The 20,341-nt window shown below is 37.2% G+C and carries 17 protein-coding genes; 5 read left to right on the forward strand and 12 right to left on the reverse strand.

The annotated features are described in order from the left end of the window. The first annotated feature begins 195 nt into the window (after positions 1-195). The gene (locus ACF3N8_RS01065; protein WP_238101920.1) at positions 196-858 is read left to right on the forward strand and encodes a deoxynucleoside kinase; all 663 of its coding nucleotides are present in this window, start codon (positions 196-198) and stop codon (positions 856-858) included. 186 nt (positions 859-1,044) lie between these two features. Continuing rightward, positions 1,045-2,241 (forward strand): DUF819 domain-containing protein, encoded by a 1,197-nt coding sequence (locus ACF3N8_RS01070; protein ID WP_238101919.1) that lies wholly within the window; start codon positions 1,045-1,047, stop codon positions 2,239-2,241. On the opposite strand, the gene ACF3N8_RS01075 is transcribed toward ACF3N8_RS01070, so the two are convergent. The 6 genes from ACF3N8_RS01075 to ACF3N8_RS01100 all read right to left on the reverse strand — a co-directional run bounded on the left by ACF3N8_RS01075 (position 2,230) and on the right by ACF3N8_RS01100 (position 7,985). Continuing rightward, positions 2,230-2,910 carry an HAD family hydrolase gene (locus ACF3N8_RS01075; protein ID WP_009383859.1) on the reverse strand — a complete coding sequence of 227 codons (681 nt, stop codon included), beginning with the start codon at positions 2,908-2,910 and terminating at the stop codon, positions 2,230-2,232. The genes ACF3N8_RS01070 and ACF3N8_RS01075 overlap by 12 nt on opposite strands. A 133-nt stretch (positions 2,911-3,043) precedes the next feature. Then, complete coding sequence (locus tag ACF3N8_RS01080; protein WP_238101918.1) at positions 3,044-3,151, reverse strand: type II toxin-antitoxin system PemK/MazF family toxin; 108 nt, start codon at positions 3,149-3,151, stop codon at positions 3,044-3,046. After that, on the reverse strand, positions 3,138-3,377 hold the full coding sequence (gene mazE, locus ACF3N8_RS01085) for a type II toxin-antitoxin system PemI/MazE family antitoxin (RefSeq protein WP_238093914.1): 240 nt from the start codon (positions 3,375-3,377) through the stop codon (positions 3,138-3,140). Before mazE ends, ACF3N8_RS01080 begins: the two co-directional genes overlap by 14 nt. 296 nt (positions 3,378-3,673) lie before the next feature. After that, a complete protein-coding gene (locus ACF3N8_RS01090; protein WP_392450084.1) occupies positions 3,674-4,753 on the reverse strand; it encodes a branched-chain amino acid aminotransferase in 1,080 nt (359 codons plus the stop codon). Positions 4,754-5,259: 506 nt separating this feature from the next. Then, complete coding sequence (locus tag ACF3N8_RS01095) at positions 5,260-6,213, reverse strand: NAD-dependent epimerase/dehydratase family protein (protein ID WP_009383857.1); 954 nt, start codon at positions 6,211-6,213, stop codon at positions 5,260-5,262. A 581-nt stretch (positions 6,214-6,794) separates the two neighbouring features. Next, the gene (locus tag ACF3N8_RS01100) at positions 6,795-7,985 is read right to left on the reverse strand and encodes a glycine C-acetyltransferase (RefSeq protein ID WP_238093916.1); all 1,191 of its coding nucleotides are present in this window, start codon (positions 7,983-7,985) and stop codon (positions 6,795-6,797) included. Between the two features lie 127 nt (positions 7,986-8,112). Here ACF3N8_RS01100 and ACF3N8_RS01105 point away from each other — a divergent pair, with 127 nt between their 5' ends. The 3 genes from ACF3N8_RS01105 to ACF3N8_RS01115 all read left to right on the forward strand — a co-directional run bounded on the left by ACF3N8_RS01105 (position 8,113) and on the right by ACF3N8_RS01115 (position 11,234). Beyond that, positions 8,113-9,279: a M20 family metallopeptidase gene (locus ACF3N8_RS01105; protein ID WP_238101917.1), complete on the forward strand. Its 1,167-nt coding sequence runs from the start codon at positions 8,113-8,115 to the stop codon at positions 9,277-9,279. Positions 9,280-9,561: 282 nt separating this feature from the next. Next, positions 9,562-10,437 carry an ABC transporter ATP-binding protein gene (locus ACF3N8_RS01110; RefSeq protein WP_009383854.1) on the forward strand — a complete coding sequence of 292 codons (876 nt, stop codon included), beginning with the start codon at positions 9,562-9,564 and terminating at the stop codon, positions 10,435-10,437. Beyond that, positions 10,434-11,234 (forward strand): ABC transporter permease, encoded by an 801-nt coding sequence (locus tag ACF3N8_RS01115; RefSeq protein ID WP_238101916.1) that lies wholly within the window; start codon positions 10,434-10,436, stop codon positions 11,232-11,234. Before ACF3N8_RS01110 ends, ACF3N8_RS01115 begins: the two co-directional genes overlap by 4 nt. A gap of 414 nt (positions 11,235-11,648) precedes the next feature. Here the strand turns inward: ACF3N8_RS01115 and tuf are convergent, their stop codons facing one another. The 6 genes from tuf to rpoC form a co-directional block, all read right to left on the reverse strand. Then, positions 11,649-12,836: an elongation factor Tu gene (gene tuf, locus ACF3N8_RS01120; RefSeq protein ID WP_009383851.1), complete on the reverse strand. Its 1,188-nt coding sequence runs from the start codon at positions 12,834-12,836 to the stop codon at positions 11,649-11,651. 183 nt (positions 12,837-13,019) lie between these two features. Continuing rightward, positions 13,020-15,101 (reverse strand): elongation factor G, encoded by a 2,082-nt coding sequence (gene fusA, locus ACF3N8_RS01125; RefSeq protein WP_238093918.1) that lies wholly within the window; start codon positions 15,099-15,101, stop codon positions 13,020-13,022. A gap of 124 nt (positions 15,102-15,225) precedes the next feature. Next, the gene (gene rpsG, locus ACF3N8_RS01130; RefSeq protein ID WP_009383849.1) at positions 15,226-15,696 is read right to left on the reverse strand and encodes a 30S ribosomal protein S7; all 471 of its coding nucleotides are present in this window, start codon (positions 15,694-15,696) and stop codon (positions 15,226-15,228) included. 82 nt (positions 15,697-15,778) lie between these two features. Then, positions 15,779-16,192: a 30S ribosomal protein S12 gene (gene rpsL, locus ACF3N8_RS01135; RefSeq protein ID WP_009383848.1), complete on the reverse strand. Its 414-nt coding sequence runs from the start codon at positions 16,190-16,192 to the stop codon at positions 15,779-15,781. A gap of 94 nt (positions 16,193-16,286) precedes the next feature. Next, positions 16,287-16,541, reverse strand: coding sequence for a ribosomal L7Ae/L30e/S12e/Gadd45 family protein (locus tag ACF3N8_RS01140; protein ID WP_009383847.1), 255 nt, complete (start codon positions 16,539-16,541; stop codon positions 16,287-16,289). A 174-nt stretch (positions 16,542-16,715) separates the two neighbouring features. Beyond that, a complete protein-coding gene (rpoC, locus tag ACF3N8_RS01145) occupies positions 16,716-20,306 on the reverse strand; it encodes a DNA-directed RNA polymerase subunit beta' (RefSeq protein WP_238101934.1) in 3,591 nt (1,196 codons plus the stop codon). Positions 20,307-20,341: the final 35 nt, after the last annotated feature.

Consider the following 20,341-nt stretch of genomic DNA (forward strand, 5'->3'; position numbering starts at 1 on the left):
CGAAAATAGTAAAAACATGCGCATGAATAATAATTTGAAAAATGATACACATGAGTAATTGACAAATGAATCCATAATGATACACATGAGTAATCGACAAATATGAGAAACATACAATCATATATGTATCAAATTAACTTAAAAATGGAGTTAATGTTCATAAGGACTTTTTCAAGAAAATGGAGGAATTTAAACATGCATCAAACTACAATACCAAACGACGCGGTCATTACGATTGCGGGGACTGTTGGCGTTGGTAAGTCAACCTTAACGCGTGCGTTAGCTGAGAAGTTAGCGTTTCGGACTTCCTTTGAAAATGTGGATCATAATCCGTACTTAGATAAATTCTATGATGACTTTGAGAGATGGAGCTTTCACCTTCAAATCTTCTTCCTGGCAGAACGCTTTAAAACGCAGAAGAAAATGTTTGAATATGGTGGCGGTTTCGTGCAGGATCGTTCGATTTATGAGGATGTCGACATCTTTGCGCGTATGCATCAGGAGCAAGGTACGATGACGAATGAGGATTTCGAAACGTATCAGTCGCTCTTTAACGCGATGGTTCTGACGCCTTACTTTCCGAAGCCTGACGTATTGATTTACCTTGAAAGTGACTTCGATGGTATTATGGAACGTATTCAAGCTCGAGGGCGTCAAATGGAGCTTGACACGGACATAGATTATTGGAAGCGATTATATAAGCGCTATCAAGATTGGATTGACAGCTTTAATGCGTGTCCTGTTGTACGCGTTGATATTAATGATTATGACCTTAATGAATCGATTGATAGTATCGACCCAATTATTGAGAAAATTGCGCGCGTCATTGAGACCTATCGCAATGTCGATAAGCGATGAAATGCTAGTTTGGTGAACTGTGACAGTGAATATTGTATAAACTCAACTTTTAAAATGCCTGTATTGTCGTTGTGACAATGTAGGCTTTTTATATTTGTAATATTAATTTAGAGAGTTTAATTTTCAGTATTTTCAGACAAATGAATATTTTGGTATACTTAATTTATTATAAAGGGGGATGGTATTATGATACATTTAGGTAGCACATTAATTGCAGATAATGATTATTGGACTTTATGGGCAATTATAATTAGTTGTGCTTCTATAAGTATTATTTTAGAACATAAATATAAATGGGCTAATTTAATATCAGGAGCTATATTAGGTTTACTTAGCGCAATGTTATTATCTAACCTGAAGATCATACCTACTGAATCACCAGTTTATGATACAGTTTGGAAATATATAGTACCTCTTGCTATACCACTTTTATTATTTCAAGCTAACATTATAAAAATTTGGAAACAAAGTAGAAGGTTACTTATTATATTTTTGATTAGCGCATTAGGAACAGTAATAGGTGTAACTTTGGCATATGTTCTATTGAATCCATTTATACCACATTTATCTAAAATAGGTGCAATGATGACGGGTAGTTACATTGGAGGAGGCGTGAATTTTGCTGCTTTGAGTGGTAAATTCCAAGCTCCAAGCGACCTTATTTCATCTACTATAGTAGCAGATAATACTGTTATGGCCTTCTATTTTATGATATTACTTGCTTTACCAAACTTACCTTTTATTAAAAAATATTTTAGAAGCAATGACTTAGAAAATAATCATTCAAAAAACGAAGATTATTGGAAGCCTAAAACAATAAAACTTACCGATATAGCCTTTGCTATAGGGATTGCTTTTATAATAGCAGCCACAAGTTTCAAATTATCCGAAATTCTTAAAAATATTTTTCCAGAGGTGCCTTACCTTAAATTTTTAGAAGTATTCATAACAGATCCTTACCTATTAATTACAACATTCACGCTAGTTATAGTTGCAGTATTTAACGACTTATTCGACAAACTTTCAGGTGCTAATGAAATCGGTACATTCTTAATTTATATTTTCTTTGTAGTTATAGGAGCACCAGCTTCATTAATTATTATAATTAATCATACACCTCTATTATTTGTGTTTGTAATAATCATTCTTATAAGTAATATTACAACAACCTTAACTTTAGGTAAGCTATTTAAATTTAGTATTGAAGAGATAGTACTTGCAAGTAATGCTACAGCAGGTGGACCCACTACAGCTGCAGCATTAGCTATAAGTAAAAATTGGAATAGTTTAGTTGGACCTATTCTAATTGTTGGCACTCTTGGATATGTGATTGGTAATTACATCGGTACACTCATATATCACTTTTTAATTTTAATTCCTTAGCAATTCCGGTAAAGCAGTGATGTCATCTATAATATGCGTCGCGTTGTGTAAGGTATCACGGTCGCCAATGCCTGTTAGAACGCCGATTGTTTGAGCGCCTACACGTTGCCCAGTTTCAATATCAGTTGGTGCGTCGCCAATAATGATGATGTCATCTTGGGTGCAATTTGTTTCTTTGAAAAAGGCCTCTAAGACACGTGGGTCTGGCTTCTCGAAGCTCTTCTCATCAGTTGTAATAAGATAGTCGAACATATCGGTTAAGTCAAAATCGTTTAGAAACTTCTTAGTGCCTACTTGATTATCACTTGTAATAATGCCTAATCGATGTCCTTGGGCTTTTAAAGAGGTGAGGGTTTCGACGACACCTGGAATTAAAGTCGTCTCGGGATTACGAGATGAAATCAGACGCTGACTCGTCTTCTTGGTCCACTCGGATACGTCTTGTTGTGCATGATGATTGAAGCACTGAATAATATCGTCCATCGTGCCTTGAGCCATGATACCCCCTGGCACAAACTGGTGATCTTTAACGCCAATGTCGCGGTATACGCGATCCTTATCATGAATATGATATGTCTCGATAAAGTCATCTATCATTTCAATACCGATTTCAACCCACGTCTCATCGTATTCAATGAGCGTGCCGTCTTTATCAAAAAGTAACCACATGTGCTATCCGCTCCTTTGGTTAAAATTATAACAAATCGCACATAAAAATACCCAATGCCTACTGTTAACTAGACATTGGGGGAGAAAATCACACGGCTTATATTTAAGGTTTTATATTCTTATAGTTTAAGTATTATTCGTGACGACTGATTACTATTGCAGGTCTTCTTTTTCTAATTTCACACCCCTTGGATGGTTCAAAATCTATAAAAACTATCGTCCCTTGTTTAATGGTACTCACTTATTTCATTGCCTTTCGTCGTAAAGTTTTGTGCTAGAGCGTCTTCGTCATCCATATATTGACCATGCTGAACGTGTCTAAAAAAATCTTCTATTTTAGGTATGAGCGAGATGGTACCATCCTCTTCTTGAGTAATATAGTATTCCTTTCCTTCGGGCACATTAAATTTCTGATCTATTGTAACCGTAATAGAATTACCTTGTTTTCGAGTCTTAACCTGGTCCATAAGTAACCCTCCTTCTTAGGTTTGTATGTGAGTTTGATATGAGTATAACACCACTAAAGACGTTTATCGTAGAAAAGCTGATATTTGATTACTATGATTACCGTTGGTCACTCTAGATGTTATCAAGTAATTAAATGTTTAGGAATCTATACTATCCCATAATCATGTTTAAATCGATTACTCTAATTAGCTTGCAAATTATACTACTATTTATTATTTTACTCATTTTTAATTCATATATAAAAATACCCAATGCCTACTGTTAACTAGACATTGGGTACTTGGAATAATTAGATTTAGCGATATTGTGGAACTACAACTCTCCAACCTTCAGGGTCTTCAAGTGAACCGTTTTGGATACCTGTATATTTCTCATAAAGTTCTTTTGTAATGTCGCCTGTTTCAAAGTCGTTAACGATCATTTCACGGTCTTCGTATTTAAGTTTACCAACTGGTGAAATAACTGCTGCAGTACCTGTACCGAATACTTCTTGAACATGACCTTCGTCATATAAATCAAATAGTTCATTTACTGCAATATGGCGCTCTTCTACGTCATAACCTAGTGATTGCGCTAATGCGATAACTGTCTTACGCGTAATACCTGGAAGGATACTACCGTTTAATTCAGGTGTTACAAGCTTGCCATCAATAACGAAGAAGATGTTCATACTACCTACTTCTTCGATATACTTACGTTCTACACCATCTAACCATAATACTTGGTCATAGCCGTTATCGTTCGCAATTATTTGAGCTTTTAAGCTTGCTGCGTAGTTACCAGCAACTTTCGCGTTACCTACACCGCCACGTACTGCACGAACATGTTCATCTTCTACGTAGATCTTAGTAGGTTTTAAGCTTTCGCCACCATAATAAGAACCTGATGGTGAAAGAATGATTAATAATTTGTATTGCTCTGAAGTACGAACACCTAAAACAGGTTCAGTCGCGAATACGAATGGACGAATGTATAATGAACGTCCTTGTCCTGTTGGCACCCAGTCACGCTCTACATCAACAAGTTGTTTTAAGCCTTCTAATAGCTTTTCCTCGTCGATTTGAGGCATTTCTAACTTTTCTAATGAATGATTCATACGTTTAAAGTTTTGGTCTGGTCTGAATAATACAACATCATCTTCTGATTTATAAGCTTTTAGACCTTCGAATACCGCTTGGCCATAGTGTAGACCTTGCGCGGCTGGAGACATTTCAATTGAACCGAAAGGAACAATTTTTAAATCATGCCATCCTTTTTCTTTATCATAATCATAACTTAACATGTAATCTGTAAACGTTTCACCGAACGTAAGATCCTCTTCATTAGGTTTATCTTTAAGCGTTTCACGTTCAACAAGTTCTATCTTTTCTGACATGATATATTTCCTCCAAACATCATAAAATTTTTCTAATATATAAAAGTATAACAGTGAAGTTTACAACCATCAACGAATTTTCAAAAAATTCATAAAATTTATGTATTCACTGCTTCTACCCTTTAAGCTAAAGTGACTCTATTCATCTGTACCCGAATTTTAAGTTCTGAAAAGTATTGGTTTGAGGATGTGCTTTTCTTTAAAAATAAGGGCTTTATCTCGATGTCTCATATAGTAGAGTCTTGAGTAGTTATCGTACTTGTCTCTTTATAATGGAGGCCCATTTTGATGCAAAGTTGCGAGTGTCCATCAGGCTTGTCTTTTAAAAAAGGGAACCCTATCTTGATGCAAAGTTACGAGTGTCCATCAGGCTTGCCTTTTAAAAAAGGGAAACTATCACGATCTTAAAAGAATGCAAAGTTTCGTTTCATATCTTTGGTGAGCGTCCCTTATTAGAAAAGGACTGAGACATGCTTAGTGTCTCAGCCCAGTATTTCATAACTCGCTTATTTACTTTCTTTCTCTTTGATAGCGTCTAACATTACTTTCGTCATTTCTTCTAAGTTGTATTTAGGATCAAAGCCCCACTCGCCTCTTGCACAGCTCACGTCAATCGCGTTTGGCCAACTATCCGCAATCGCTTGACGGTCTGGGTCTACGTCATAGTCGAGTTCAAAGTTAGGCATGTGTTCTTGAATCGCTTCTTTAACCATTTCAGGTTCGATACTCATACCACTTAAGTTATAAGCGTTACGGTGAATAAGTTTACCGCCGTCCGCTTCCATAAGTTTAATAATTGCGTCGATTGCATCGTCCATGAACATCATATCCATAAACGTACCTTTGTCGATGTAGCTTGAATATTTACCATTACGAACCGCTTCGAAGTAAATTTCACAAGCGTAGTCTGTCGTACCGCCGCCTGGCTCTTTAATGTATGAGATTAATCCAGGGAAACGTACACTTCTTGTGTCTACATTGAATTTTTCGAAGTAGTAATCACATAATAATTCGCCACTAACTTTGTTTACACCGTACATTGTTGTAGGACGTTGGATTGTTTCTTGAGGTGTATTGTTCTTAGGCGTAGTTGGACCAAATGCACCAATTGAACTTGGTGTAAAGAATTGCATGTTGAATTCACGTGCTGTCTCAAGCGCGTTTAGTAAACCACCCATGTTTAACTCCCAAGCAAGTAGTGGTTTCTTCTCAGCTGTAGCTGATAATAAAGCTGCCATGTGCATCATTGTGTCAGCTTCAAAAGATTTGGCAAGTTCTTTCATTTTGTCCATGTCCGTTACGTCTAGGATTTCAAAAGGACCTTCTTTAATGACAGAGTCCGCTTCTGGCTCTCTAATATCTGTCGCAAGTACATTATCATTACCGTAGATCTTACGACATTTCGTTACTAATTCCGTACCAATTTGTCCTAAAGCACCTGTAATCATAATTCTCTTCATATTCAAAACTCCCCATTGAATGTACGCCATGGAATGTGCGTTGTATTTCTCTGACGTACATTATTTCTTTATTTACTTAATTTTATCAAAATTAGGTCAATTTGTATACTCAGAGCATACAGAACGAGTTGGAATGGGTAGACGTCCGGTACGGGAGAAAGCCCTTTGTTCGATTGATTGTAGGTAGCTTCAGGTGGACGAGGAATCAGGTGGTAATGGGCTGTTTGAGGGGTACCGGGGTGAGTATCTGGACTCCTTATGCGATTGTTTTTGATTTCTTTAGTGTAACGACGCCGTTATGCGATTGTTTTTATTTTCTTTCGTGTAATGACGCCGTTATGCGATTGTTTTTATTTTCTTTCACGTAACGGCTCCCTTATGCGATTGTTTCATATTTCTTTCGCGTAACGGCTCCCTTATGCGATTGTTTCATATTTCTTTCGCGTAACGGCTCCGATAAAAGTGTTTACTTAAATCCAAATAAAAAAACCATAGGCCTGGCCTATGGTTTCCGCTCTATCCAAATAAGAAACCAACCAAGATCGCACATGATCTTGGTTGGCTCATTATAAATCAATATCTTATTTAATAATTTCTAATTCCTTACCAACTTTTTCGTATACTTTAAGTGCTTCGTCTAGCATTTCTTTAGTATGAGCTGCTGTTGGCATATTTCTTACACGACCTGTACCTCTTGGAACCGTTGGGAATACGATTGATTTAACGTATAAACCTTCGTCTTTTAAGCGGCTACTGAATTCTTGTGTTTTCTTCTCATCACCAATGATAACTGGAGTGATTGGTGTTTCAGAATCACCAATATCAAAGCCTAATTCTTTAAGGCCTTTTTTAAGATAGTTACCGTTATCCCATAACTTGTCGTGTAATTCAGTTGATTCCATTAATTTCTCAACTGCTTTAGTGATTGCTTTTGTATCACCAGGCGCTAGTGAAGTTGAGAATAAGAATGGACGTGATTGAGATTTTAACCAATCGATAAGTGATTGAGTACCTGCAACATAACCACCTACTACACCGATTGCTTTTGATAATGTACCCATTTGGAAGTCGATTTTATCTTGTAGACCAAAGTGTTTAACTGTTCCTGCACCTTTACCCATAACACCTGAACCGTGGGCATCGTCAACGTAAGTTAATAAACCGAATTCTTCAGCGATTTCAACGATTTCAGGTAATTTAGCTACGTCACCGTCCATAGAGAATACACCGTCTGTGATGTACATAACTTTGTTGTATTCACCTGATTCTACAGCTTCTTTAGCTTTAGCACGTAAATCTTCCATGTCAGAGTGTTTAACGCGGATGATTTTGGCTTTTGATAAGCGGCAACCATCGATAATAGAGGCATGGTTAAGCTCGTCTGATAGGATTGCATCGTTTTTATTCATTACAGCTGAAATAGCAGCCATGTTACAGTTGAAACCTGATTGGTAAGCAACTGCTGCTTCAGTACCTTTGAATTTAGCTAAAGTTTGTTCTAATTCTTCGTGAAGATCTAATGTACCGTTGATAGGACGTACTGCACCAGCACCTACACCGTGCGTATCGATTGCTTCTTTAGCCACTTTCTTTAAGTCTTCGTCTGTAGCTAGACCTAAGTAGTTGTTTGATGATAAGTTGATGTACTTTTTGCCGTCGATTGTGATTTCAGGACCATTCGCACCTTCAATAATATCTATTTCGTTGTATAGACCGTTATCCTTAAGGTATTGGATATTCTCGTCTAAAAAGCTTTGAAGTGTTTGAACCACTTTAAATCCCCCTCGTATTATTTTTCTCATATCTATCATACAATATTTTTCATAGGGTGGAAAGCTAAGGCATTTGACGCTACAATTATACGTAACATTAAAAGTCATAGCGAAAGAGTGAGTAACATTGAAAGATTGGTTTCAACTAGCAAGAAATTATGAAGCAGATATGATTGAGATACGACGCTATTTGCATCAGTATCCTGAATTGTCTTTTCAAGAAGTGCACACACACCACTTCATCCTACAAGAACTTAGGAAACTCGACTTTGAAATAAATCCTCGCGTAGGCAAGAATGGGATTACTGCCACGATTAAAGGACATGGAGACGGTCCTACGATTGCCTTTCGAGCAGATTTCGATGCGTTACCGATTCAAGATATGAAAGAAACGTCGTATAAATCTAAGGTGCCTGGCGTGATGCATGCATGTGGTCACGACGGTCATACCGCGATATTGTTAATCGTCGCACGCTTACTGCATGAACATAAAGCTCAACTTAAAGGGAATGTGGTACTCATATTCCAATATGGGGAGGAACTGAATCCTGGTGGCGCAACTGAAATGATTCAAGATAACTGTTTAGAAGGCGTTGACCGCATTTACGGCAATCATTTGTGGAGTGGTTATCCAACTGGCACGATTCACACGCGAAACGGCGCGATGATGGCTTCTCCTGATGAGTTTAATATCACACTTCATGGAAAAGGCGGGCATGGCGCGAAACCTCATGAAACGATTGATCCTATTGTGATCTTAGCTGAGTTTGTATTAAGCGCTCAAAAAATCGTTTCAAGAACGCTAGATCCTGTTACTGAGGCAGTCATTTCATTTGGAAGTATTCATGCTGGGGACGCAGATAATGTGATTCCTGATAAAGCAACGCTTAGGGGTACCATGCGAACGTTTAGCCCAGAAACACAGCAACATGTTTATCACAAGATGGATAAGTTGCTTCAAGGCTTAGCGCTTGCGAACGATATTACTTATGAATTTGAGTATGATAAAGGGTATTTACCTGTTTATAACCATGAGGCCCCTTATGAAAAGATTAAGACTGCTGCGAATGAACTAAACTTCAGATATCAGGATGCTGATCTAATGATGGTTGGTGAGGATTTCTCACACTATTTACATGTACGCCCTGGTGCCTTCTTCCTTACAGGTTGTGGCAATGCTCAAAAAGAAAGCACGTGGCCGCATCATAGTCCTAAATTTGATATTGATGAATCCGCGATGAAATATGCGGTAAGTATGTTTATGAAGATTCTTGAAGTAGAAAAAGTGTTGTAGAAGTTTAATTCGATTAGTCCTAATATGAGAGGATTAATCGAATTTTTTAGTATACCTTAAGTTAAGAAAGATAATAATTATGTATTTTATATGATAAATCAGAAATATACTTGACTTTAGCACACATGTATTATTACACTCAGACTAACAATTAGAGGAAGACTAATTTACCTAATATGAATGATTATAAAAAGTGGAATCATGAATTAACTAAAAACTATTCTTCATTCAATAAAGTTTGTCCTGTAATTGACGACTTTCATTTAAGAAACAGGTGATACTATGACACCAATAATTCAAATACATCAATTAACTAAGCATTACGGACAAACACTTGTTTTCGAAAACCTGGATTTAGAGATTAAACGCAACCAGATCACATGTTTACTCGGTGAAAATGGTGCTGGTAAATCAACACTAATGAAATGCATCGTCAATCTCGTTATACCTGACAATGGTAGCATTCGTATTGATACCGATATTAAAAATATTGGATGCATTTTAGAAGGTGAGCGTAATATTTATTATTACTTAACTGTGTATGACAACTTATTTTACTTTGGAAAATTGAACCGTATTAAGAAGCACATCCTTGAGCATCGTATTAAAATCGTATTGAATCAACTTAATTTAAACGATAAAAAAGATAGCTATGTGAGTCAATTATCTAGAGGGATGCAGCAAAAGGTAGCTTTAGCAATATTACTTATCAAAGAACCTGAAGTCCTAATATTAGATGAACCTACTTTAGGTTTAGATGTACAATCGACGGATGAATTACTGAGTTACTTAGTTACATTAGTCGCATCAGGTAAAACAATTATCTTAACAACGCATCAGATGGAGATCGTGGAACAAATTGGAGATAACATCCTGATACTACGTGAGGGTAAGATATGTTTTTCAGATACGAAACATGCTTTATTGAAGCAATATAATAATCAAAATTATGTTGAGATCGAAACGACAGTGCCGATATCAAATTACGTACTTCCCTACTTTATATTCGTCGATGATTATCATTTCCGTGTATGTATGGATGATTTACCAAACGCGTTACATTATTTAGAAAAAAATACTATTAGAACTAAAGACATTTACAAAGTTGAAAAATCTTTAAGAGATATCTTTAAAGAAGTTATGAGGGATACACCATGATGGACGTTTTCATAGCAGAATTTTATAAGTTTAGAGGCATGTTTAAAAGGTACTACATTGATTCCATATCTGAAATCATTTCTTACCTAATATTATTTGTTGGATTAACATTTACTATTGTATCAACGACCACAACGACTCAAAACATGTTGTTACAATTAGTGATTGGAATATTCATCTGGTATATCGGTATTAATGCGATTGCTATATTTTCCTTTATATTACAAGAAGAAATGCAACTCGGTACCTTAGAGCAAATTTACCTAACTCAAACGCGTTTATCTCAAATGCTACTCGGCCGTGCAATTGGATCTTTCGTGTTCGATGCTATTGGGGGCGTCATTTTATCATCTCTAACTATGATAGTCATCACTATGTTAGGTTCAAACATACCCTTTCAATTACATGATTTACGACAATTGTTTGACTTAAGACTCATTATAATTCTTATTATGACAATGATAGGTATTTATGGCTTCTCATTTATCCTTGCCGGGTTGTCGATTATTTTCAAACGTATATCAGCAATATCAGTTATATTGAACTATATCTTTCTATTCTTCACAGGCTTACTTCTTACAGACAAAACATTACCACCATTATTAGATGTTTTCTCTAAAATATTACCAATTACATGGGGCATTATAAATATAAAGGATTTGTTAAACGAAAACCTTCATATTACACACCTCATAATGCTCATCGTTCATTCTGCAATATATCTGACCCTAGGTCTATTGATATTTCATTATTGTTCCTATATAGCACGTAAAAAAGGGACATTCAATCATTATTAGTATTAAGAAACCGCCTAAAGATAAAAATGTGCCAGCCAATAGAAATCAAAAAACAATTCCCAAATAAAGATTTGAACGCCAAATGATTCATATATCCTTACATCACTTAGCCTACTCTTGCATTTACTATCTCCTACTAAAAACCATAATAAATAAACTAATTAAATAACCTATAGCGGAAAATATAGCAATTGGAAAAACGATATATTCTATAGGAAACAATAAGATACCGATCAATATACCTAAAATAGTACCTATAAGCATACAAACAGGAATGACGTAGTTAAATGAGCTATTTTTATCTCTGTTATTGCTCATAATCTTCTCCTCTTTTTCATATGTATTTTCGAAATTCGATTATGTATAAAAAAAACAACTCCCAATTAAGGGAGTTGCTTTAATCTATATTTTGGATTACTCGATGATTTCAGTAACAACGCCTGAACCTACAGTACGTCCACCTTCACGGATTGAGAAACGAGTACCGTCTTCGATAGCGATTTTAGAAATTAATTCAACTTCCATTTCAACGTTATCGCCAGGCATAACCATTTCTGTACCTTCTGGTAATTGGATAACACCAGTTACGTCAGTAGTACGGAAATAGAATTGTGGACGGTAGTTAGAGAAGAATGGTGTATGACGACCACCTTCGTCTTTTGATAATACGTATACTTCTGATTTGAATTTAGTGTGAGGTGTGATTGAACCAGGAGCAGCTAATACTTGACCACGGTTAACGTCTTCACGTGCAACACCACGTAATAAAGCACCGATATTGTCACCAGCTTCAGCGTAGTCTAATAACTTACGGAACATTTCTACACCTGTAACAGTTGTTTTGCTTGATTCTTCAGCAAGACCGATGATTTCAACTTCTTCACCGACTTTGATTTGACCACGTTCAACACGGCCTGTAGCAACAGTACCACGACCAGTGATTGAGAATACGTCCTCAACTGGCATCATGAATGGTTTATCAGAGTCACGGTCTGGAGTTGGGATGAAGTCATCAACTGCTTGCATTAATTCTAAGATTTTTTCTTCGAATTTTTCGTCGCCTTCTAAAGCTTTTAATGCTGAACCAGCGATTACAGGTACATCGTCACCTGGGAAGTCATATTCGCTTAATAAGTCACGAACTTCCATTTCAACTAATTCTAATAATTCTTCGTCGTCAACTTGGTCAACTTTGTTTAAGAATACAACTAATGCTGGTACACCAACGTTACGTGATAAAAGGATGTGCTCACGAGTTTGTGGCATTGGACCGTCAGCTGCAGATACAACTAAGATACCGCCGTCCATTTGAGCAGCACCGGTGATCATGTTCTTAACATAGTCAGCGTGTCCTGGGCAGTCAACGTGCGCATAGTGACGTTTGTCAGTTTGGTACTCGATGTGTGCAGTATTGATAGTAATACCACGTTCTTTTTCTTCTGGAGCGTTGTCAATCATGTCGTATGATTGTGCTACAGTGTCACCATTTTTTGCTAATACAGTTGCGATAGCAGCTGTTAAAGTTGTTTTACCATGGTCAACGTGACCAATTGTACCAATATTGGCATGTTCTTTTGAACGATCGAATTTTTCTTTAGCCATTATGAAATCTCTCCTCTTCAATTTAGAAAATTAAATTTGTAATATCTCTCATGAAAGTTACTCACCTTCATGAGAAATAATCTTTATTACATTTATAAATCATTTGCCTTAAAAAATCAATAATATCAAACTTATCGCACAATTGTGGATAGTAGATGAATTTATTCAAGGTTTAACCTTAAATTATTCACCTTTGTTTTTCTTAATGATTTCTTCAGCTACTGATTTTGGAACTTCTGCATAGTGATCGAAGTACATTGTGTAAGTACCGCGACCTTGAGTATTAGAACGTAAGTTAGTTGCATAACCGAACATTTCTGAAAGTGGTACGAATGCGTTAACAACTTGAGCGTTACCGCGTGGTTCCATACCATCTACGCGTCCACGACGTGCAGTAACGTCACCCATGATGTCACCCATGTACTCTTCAGGCATTTCGATTGTAACTTTCATCATTGGTTCTAAGATTACAGGTTCACATGTTTTAGCTGCTTCTTTAAGCGCTAATGAAGCTGCAATTTTGAAGGCCATTTCAGATGAATCGACATCGTGGTAAGAACCATCGAATAATTCAGCTTTAACGTCGATTAATGGATAACCAGCTAATACACCGTTTTCCATTGCATCTTTAAGACCAGCTTCTACTGAAGGGATGTATTCACGAGGAACTACACCACCAACGATAGAGTTTTTGAATTCAAATCCGCCGCCAGTTTCATTTGGTTGGAAGTCAATGTGAACATCACCGTATTGACCACGACCACCTGATTGACGAGAGAATTTACCTTGAACTTTGCCGCCTTTTTTGAATGTTTCACGGTAAGATACCATTGGAGCACCTACGTTACATTCAACGTTGAATTCTTTCTTCATACGGTCAACTAAGATATCAAGGTGTAATTCACCCATACCACCGATGATAACTTGTCCAGTTTCATCGTCAGTGTGCGCTTTGAACGTTGGATCTTCTTCTTGTAATTTAACTAAAGCTTGAGTCATTTTATCTTGGTCAGCTTTAGATTTAGGCTCAACTGATAAGTGAATTACAGGCTCTGGGAATTCCATTGATTCAAGGATGATATCGTTCTTTTCACCACATAAAGTATCACCAGTACCAGTCTCTTTAAGACCTACAGCTGCAGCGATATCACCAGAGTATACTGTATTGATTTCTTGACGTGAGTTAGCGTGCATTTGTAATAAACGACCTACACGTTCACGTTTGTTTTTAGTTGAGTTCTTAACGTATGAACCAGCAGATAAAGTACCTGAGTACACACGGAAGAATGTTAATTTACCAACGTAAGGGTCAGTCATAACTTTGAATGCTAACGCAGCGAATTCAGCGTCGTCATCAGCTTTAGCGATAACTTCTTCGTCTGGGTTTTCAGAACGATGACCAACGATAGCTCTTACGTCTAACGGAGATGGAAGGTAATCAATTACAGCGTTAAGCATTAATTGAACACCTTTGTTTTTGAATGCAGTACCGCAAAGTACTGGGAAGAATTCAACATCAGTAGTTGCTTTACGGATAGCAGCTTTTAATTCATCAATAGAAATTTCTTCATCTTCAAGAACTTTTTCCATTAATTCATCGTTAGTTTCAGCAACTGCTTCGATTAATTCTTCACGTGCTTCTTGAGCACGTTCTTTATGACTATCTGGAATTTCAATTTCTTCAATCTCAGTTCCTAAGTCATTGTTATATTGGAAACATTTCATTTCAACTAAGTCAATGATTGCTTTGAAATCGTCTTCTGAACCGATTGGTAGTTGAATTGGTTTCGCGTTCGCATTTAAACGGTCTTTTAAAGTGCTAACTGAGTAATCGAAGTCTGCACCTAATTTATCCATTTTGTTAACGAATACGATACGAGGTACGCCGTAAGTTGTTGCTTGACGCCATACTGTTTCAGTTTGTGGTTCAACACCTGATTGCGCATCAAGTACTGTTACCGCACCATCAAGTACACGTAAAGAACGTTCAACTTCTACAGTGAAGTCTACGTGTCCTGGTGTATCGATGATGTTTACACGGTGGCCATCCCACTCAGCAGTTGTTGCAGCTGAAGTGATTGTGATACCGCGATCTTGTTCTTGTTCCATCCAGTCCATTTGTGAAGCACCTTCGTGTGTTTCACCAATTTTGTGGATACGTCCAGTGTAATAAAGAATACGTTCAGTCGTAGTTGTTTTCCCAGCATCAATGTGCGCCATGATACCGAGGTTACGAGTGTGTTTCAAAGAAAAATCTCTTCCCATGGGTATTCTTTCTCCTTCCAAAATATAGGATTAAAAAACATGTGGATATGGCTTTGCCCTAAGCATTACCATTCCAAAATTGTTGTAGATATTTCGGAACATGCTCAGGGTGCAAACCATCATATTACCAGCGGTAGTGTGCGAATGCTTTGTTCGCTTCAGCCATACGGTGAGTATCCTCACGTTTCTTAACTGCACCACCAGTGTTGTTAGCAGCGTCTAAGATTTCGTTAGCTAAACGATCTTCCATCGTTTTTTCACCACGAAGACGGGCATAGTTCACTAACCAACGTAAACCTAAAGTAGTACGACGTTCTGGACGTACTTCTACAGGTACTTGGTAGTTAGAACCCCCAACACGACGAGCTTTAACTTCTAGTACTGGCATAATGTTGTTGATTGCTTCATCGAATACTTCCATAGCATCACGACCACTACGTTGTTCAACTAGGTCGAATGCTGAATAAAGAATTCTTTGAGCTGTCCCACGTTTACCATCTAACATAATTTTGTTGATTAATTTAGTCACTAACTTAGAGTTGTGAATTGGATCTGGTAATACATCTCTTTTAGGTACTGATCCTTTACGAGGCATAATTAAAGTCCTCCCTTCCTATTATAGTATATTGATTAACTTTCAGTCATTTTAAAAAGCGAAACTTTACAAAGTCTTAACTTTATTTCTTAGGTTTTTTAGTACCGTATAATGAACGTCCTTGCATACGTCCATCAACACCTGCAGTATCTAAAGCACCACGTACGATATGGTAACGCACACCAGGTAAGTCTTTTACACGTCCACCACGTACAAGTACAACACTGTGTTCTTGTAAGTTGTGACCGATACCAGGGATGTATGCGTTGATTTCAATGTTGTTTGATAAACGCACACGTGCATATTTACGTAACGCAGAGTTAGGTTTCTTAGGTGTCATTGTACCTACACGAGTACAAACACCACGTTTTTGTGGAGAATTTAATTTAGTAAATTGTTTCTTTTGACTGTTGAAACCTCTATTTAAAGCTGGTGAGTCTGATTTCTTTGATTTGCTTTTTCTTGGTTTACGTACTAATTGGTTAATAGTAGGCATTTAAATGTCCTCCTCTCTTCATTTCTTAATCCCACACATCCAGGTGGTTCATTTTTAGGGTAAAATAAAATTTAGTAAGTTTCCTCACTAAGTCTCATTTTAAGAATGCAACTACAATTGCACTTACATTGATACCTGCTTCATTTCCAAGTGTTTGTTTACTCTCAGAATATGAAATCGGTATATTTTGTTGTATGGCAATGCTCAACACGAAAGACAAGAGATGAACATTCACATCTTTGGCAATAATCAATGATGTTACTTGATCTCGTTCAAGTGCTTTCATCGTCTCCTTCAAACCAACAACGTGTTGCTTGTTATTAAAGCGTGTAACTTTTTCATTAGACATTTCACATATCCTCCAAAGTTCTTGCTTGCATCACACCTTTAATATATTAACACCTTTTCTTTTCAAAAGTCAACTTTTTAATACGAATTTCTGCCTATATTTTAAAAAAAGAAAGCCCAAAGGGAGCTTTGGAATTGAAATTTGAATTCTAAATCCCTTTGGACCTATTGATCATTATTCGATTACCATGTCTTCTGGTGTTTCTGGTTGGACACTTTCGCGTTCAAAGTCAACGTCACTATAGCGTCTCATACCAGTACCAGCTGGAATTAACTTACCAATAATAACGTTTTCTTTAAGTCCAAGTAAGTCATCACGTTTACCTTTGATTGCTGCATCTGTAAGGACACGTGTAGTTTCTTGGAATGATGCTGCAGATAAGAAGCTTTCTGTTTCAAGAGAAGCTTTCGTAATACCAAGTAATACCGGCTTAGCAGTCGCTGGGCGTTTACGGCCTTTGAATGCTTCACGGTTAGCATCAGTAAACTTGTGGATGTCTACTAATGAACCTGGTAATAATTTAGTGTCTCCAGCTTCGATGATACGTACTTTACGTAACATTTGACGTACCATTACTTCGACGTGTTTATCGTCGATTTCAACACCTTGCATACGGTAAACTTTTTGTACCTCTTTGAGTAAGTAGCTTTCAGTTGCATTTAAACCAGCTACTGATAAGAAGTGTTTAGGTTCAATTGAACCTTCAGTTAATACTTCACCACGTTCTACTGATTGACCAACTTCAACTTTAAGACGTGATGTACCATTTGCAAGGTAAGATCTTGTTTCGTTAGCGCCTTTAACAACAATTTCTTGTTGACGATCTTTGCCGATTGAGATGTCTTCGATAACACCTTCAATTTCAGTGATTACAGCTTGACCTTTAGGATTACGCGCTTCGAAGATCTCTTGGATACGTGGAAGACCTTGTGTGATATCGCTACCTGCTACCCCACCTGTGTGGAATGTACGCATTGTAAGCTGTGTACCTGGTTCACCGATTGATTGAGCGGCAATTGTACCAACTGCTTCACCCACTTCAACCTTTTCACCAGTTGCAAGGTTCTTACCATAACATCTTTCACATACACCATGACGCGTGTTACAAGTAAATGCTGAACGGATATAAATTTCTTCAATACCTGCATCTGTTACTTGTTTAGCAAGTTCTGGTGTAATAAGTTCGTTAGGACGTAAGATGATGTCGTTTGTTTCTGGGTGACGAACTGTTTCTTTAGAATAACGACCTTCAATACGTTCGATGAATGGTTCGATCATTTCAGTACCTTCTTTAATGTCTGAAACAAGTAAACCACGGTCTGTACCACAATCTTCTTCACGCACGATAACATCTTGTGCTACGTCAACAAGACGACGTGTTAAGTAACCAGAATCGGCAGTCTTAAGTGCTGTATCGGCTAGACCTTTACGCGCACCGTGAGTAGAAATGAAGTACTCTAATACTGTTAAACCTTCACGGAATGATGAAGTGATAGGTAACTCGATAATCTTACCAGATGGAGCGGCCATTAAACCACGCATACCGGCAAGTTGAGTAAAGTTAGATGCGTTACCACGGGCACCTGAGTCACTCATCATGTAGATTGGGTTTGTTTTCTCAAGTGTATCCATTAATTCACTTTGAATTTGATCTTTAGCTTCTGTCCAAATTTCAACAACCGCGTTATAACGTTCTGATTCAGTTAATAAACCACGGTTAAATTGTTTTTGAACACGTTCAACTAATTCTTCAGATTTATCAAGGATTTCTTTCTTATCTGGTAGTACTGTGATGTCTGATACACCAACAGTAATACCTGCTTTAGAAGAGAACTTAAATCCTAAGTCTTTCATTAAGTCAAGCATCATAGAAGTATCTGTAATGCTGAATCGATTGAAGACTTCTGCGATAATTTTACCTAAGAATTTCTTGTTGAATGGTGAAATTAGCTCTTGTTCATCGAAGTAAGCTTTTAAGCCGCCTTCTCCTAATTCACTTGCTGAAACAAAGTACTTATCAGGTGTAGCGTGTTCTAAGTTTTCGTCTGAAGGTTCATTGATATAAGCAAATGAATCTGGAATGATTTCATTGAAGATAACTTTACCAACAGTTGTTGTTAAGATCTTCTTGTTTTGTTCTTCAGTAAATGTAGGGTTATTGAATGATGATGCATGAACACCAATTCTTGAATGTAAGTGTACATAACCCTTAGAGTAAGCTTTTAATACTTCATTAGTATCATTAAAGATACGACCAGTATTAACAGCATCGCTACGTTCTAATGTTAAGTAGTAGTTACCAAGTACCATATCCTGAGATGGTGTAACAACTGGTTTACCATCTTTAGGGTTAAGGATGTTTTGGGCTGCTAACATTAAGATACGTGCTTCAGCTTGCGCTTCTTTTGATAATGGTACGTGAACCGCCATTTGGTCACCATCGAAGTCAGCGTTATAAGCTGTACATGCTAATGGGTGAAGACGGATAGCGCGACCTTCAACTAGTGTAGGTTCGAACGCTTGGATACCAAGTCTGTGAAGCGTTGGTGCACGGTTAAGAAGTACTGGGTGTTCTTTGATTACGTCTTCTAAAACGTCCCATACTTCATCTTCAGTACGCTCAATTTTACTTTTAGCGTTTTTAATATTTGTAGCAATTTCACGTTTAACAAGTTCTTTCATTACGAACGGTTTGAAAAGCTCAATTGCCATTTCTTTTGGTAAACCACATTGGTACATTTTAAGGTTAGGACCTACAGCGATTACAGAACGACCTGAGTAGTCAACACGTTTACCAAGTAAGTTTTGACGGAAACGACCTTGTTTACCTTTTAACATATGAGATAAAGATTTTAATGGTCGGTTACCTGGACCAGTTACTGGACGACCACGACGACCGTTATCAATTAAAGCATCTACTGCTTCTTGTAACATACGTTTTTCGTTTTGAACGATGATGCCAGGAGCACCAAGGTCTAATAAACGTTTTAAACGGTTGTTACGGTTGATTACACGACGATATAAGTCGTTAAGGTCACTTGTTGCAAAACGTCCACCATCTAATTGAACCATTGGACGAATTTCTGGTGGAATGATTGGAAGTACGTCTAAAATCATCCAAGCAGGGTTGTTACCTGAATTTCTAAATGATTCAACAACTTCTAAACGCTTGATCGCACGAGTTAAACGTTGACCTGTAGCAGATTCTAACTCATCACGTAAATCCTTTAATTCAACATCTAAGTCAATTTCATCTAATAAGTCGCGGATACCTTCAGCACCCATTTTAGCAGTGAATTGACCAGGGAATTTATCATAATAATCACGGAATTCAGCTTCAGTTAATAATGTTTTCTTTTCAAGACCAGTTGGACCTGGATCTACAACAACATAAGAAGCAAAATAAATAACTTCTTCTAAAGCTCTAGGTGACATATCAAGTAATAGACCCATACGACTTGGGATACCTTTGAAATACCAAATGTGTGAAACAGGTGCAGCAAGTTCAATGTGACCCATGCGTTCACGACGAACTTTTGATTTAGTTACTTCAACACCACATCTGTCACAAACCATACCTTTGTAGCGTACACGTTTGTATTTACCACAACTACATTCCCAGTCTTTCGTAGGTCCGAAAATTCTCTCACAGAATAAACCGTCTTTTTCTGGCTTTAAAGTACGATAATTAATTGTTTCTGGTTTCTTAACCTCACCATATGACCAAGAACGAATCTTTTCAGGTGAAGCGAGTCCTATTTTCATGTAATGGAAATTATTTACATCAATCAAGGAGCCTA

The sequence above is a fragment of the Staphylococcus massiliensis genome, from assembly GCF_043186315.1.
GTDB lineage: Bacteria > Bacillota > Bacilli > Staphylococcales > Staphylococcaceae > Staphylococcus > Staphylococcus massiliensis.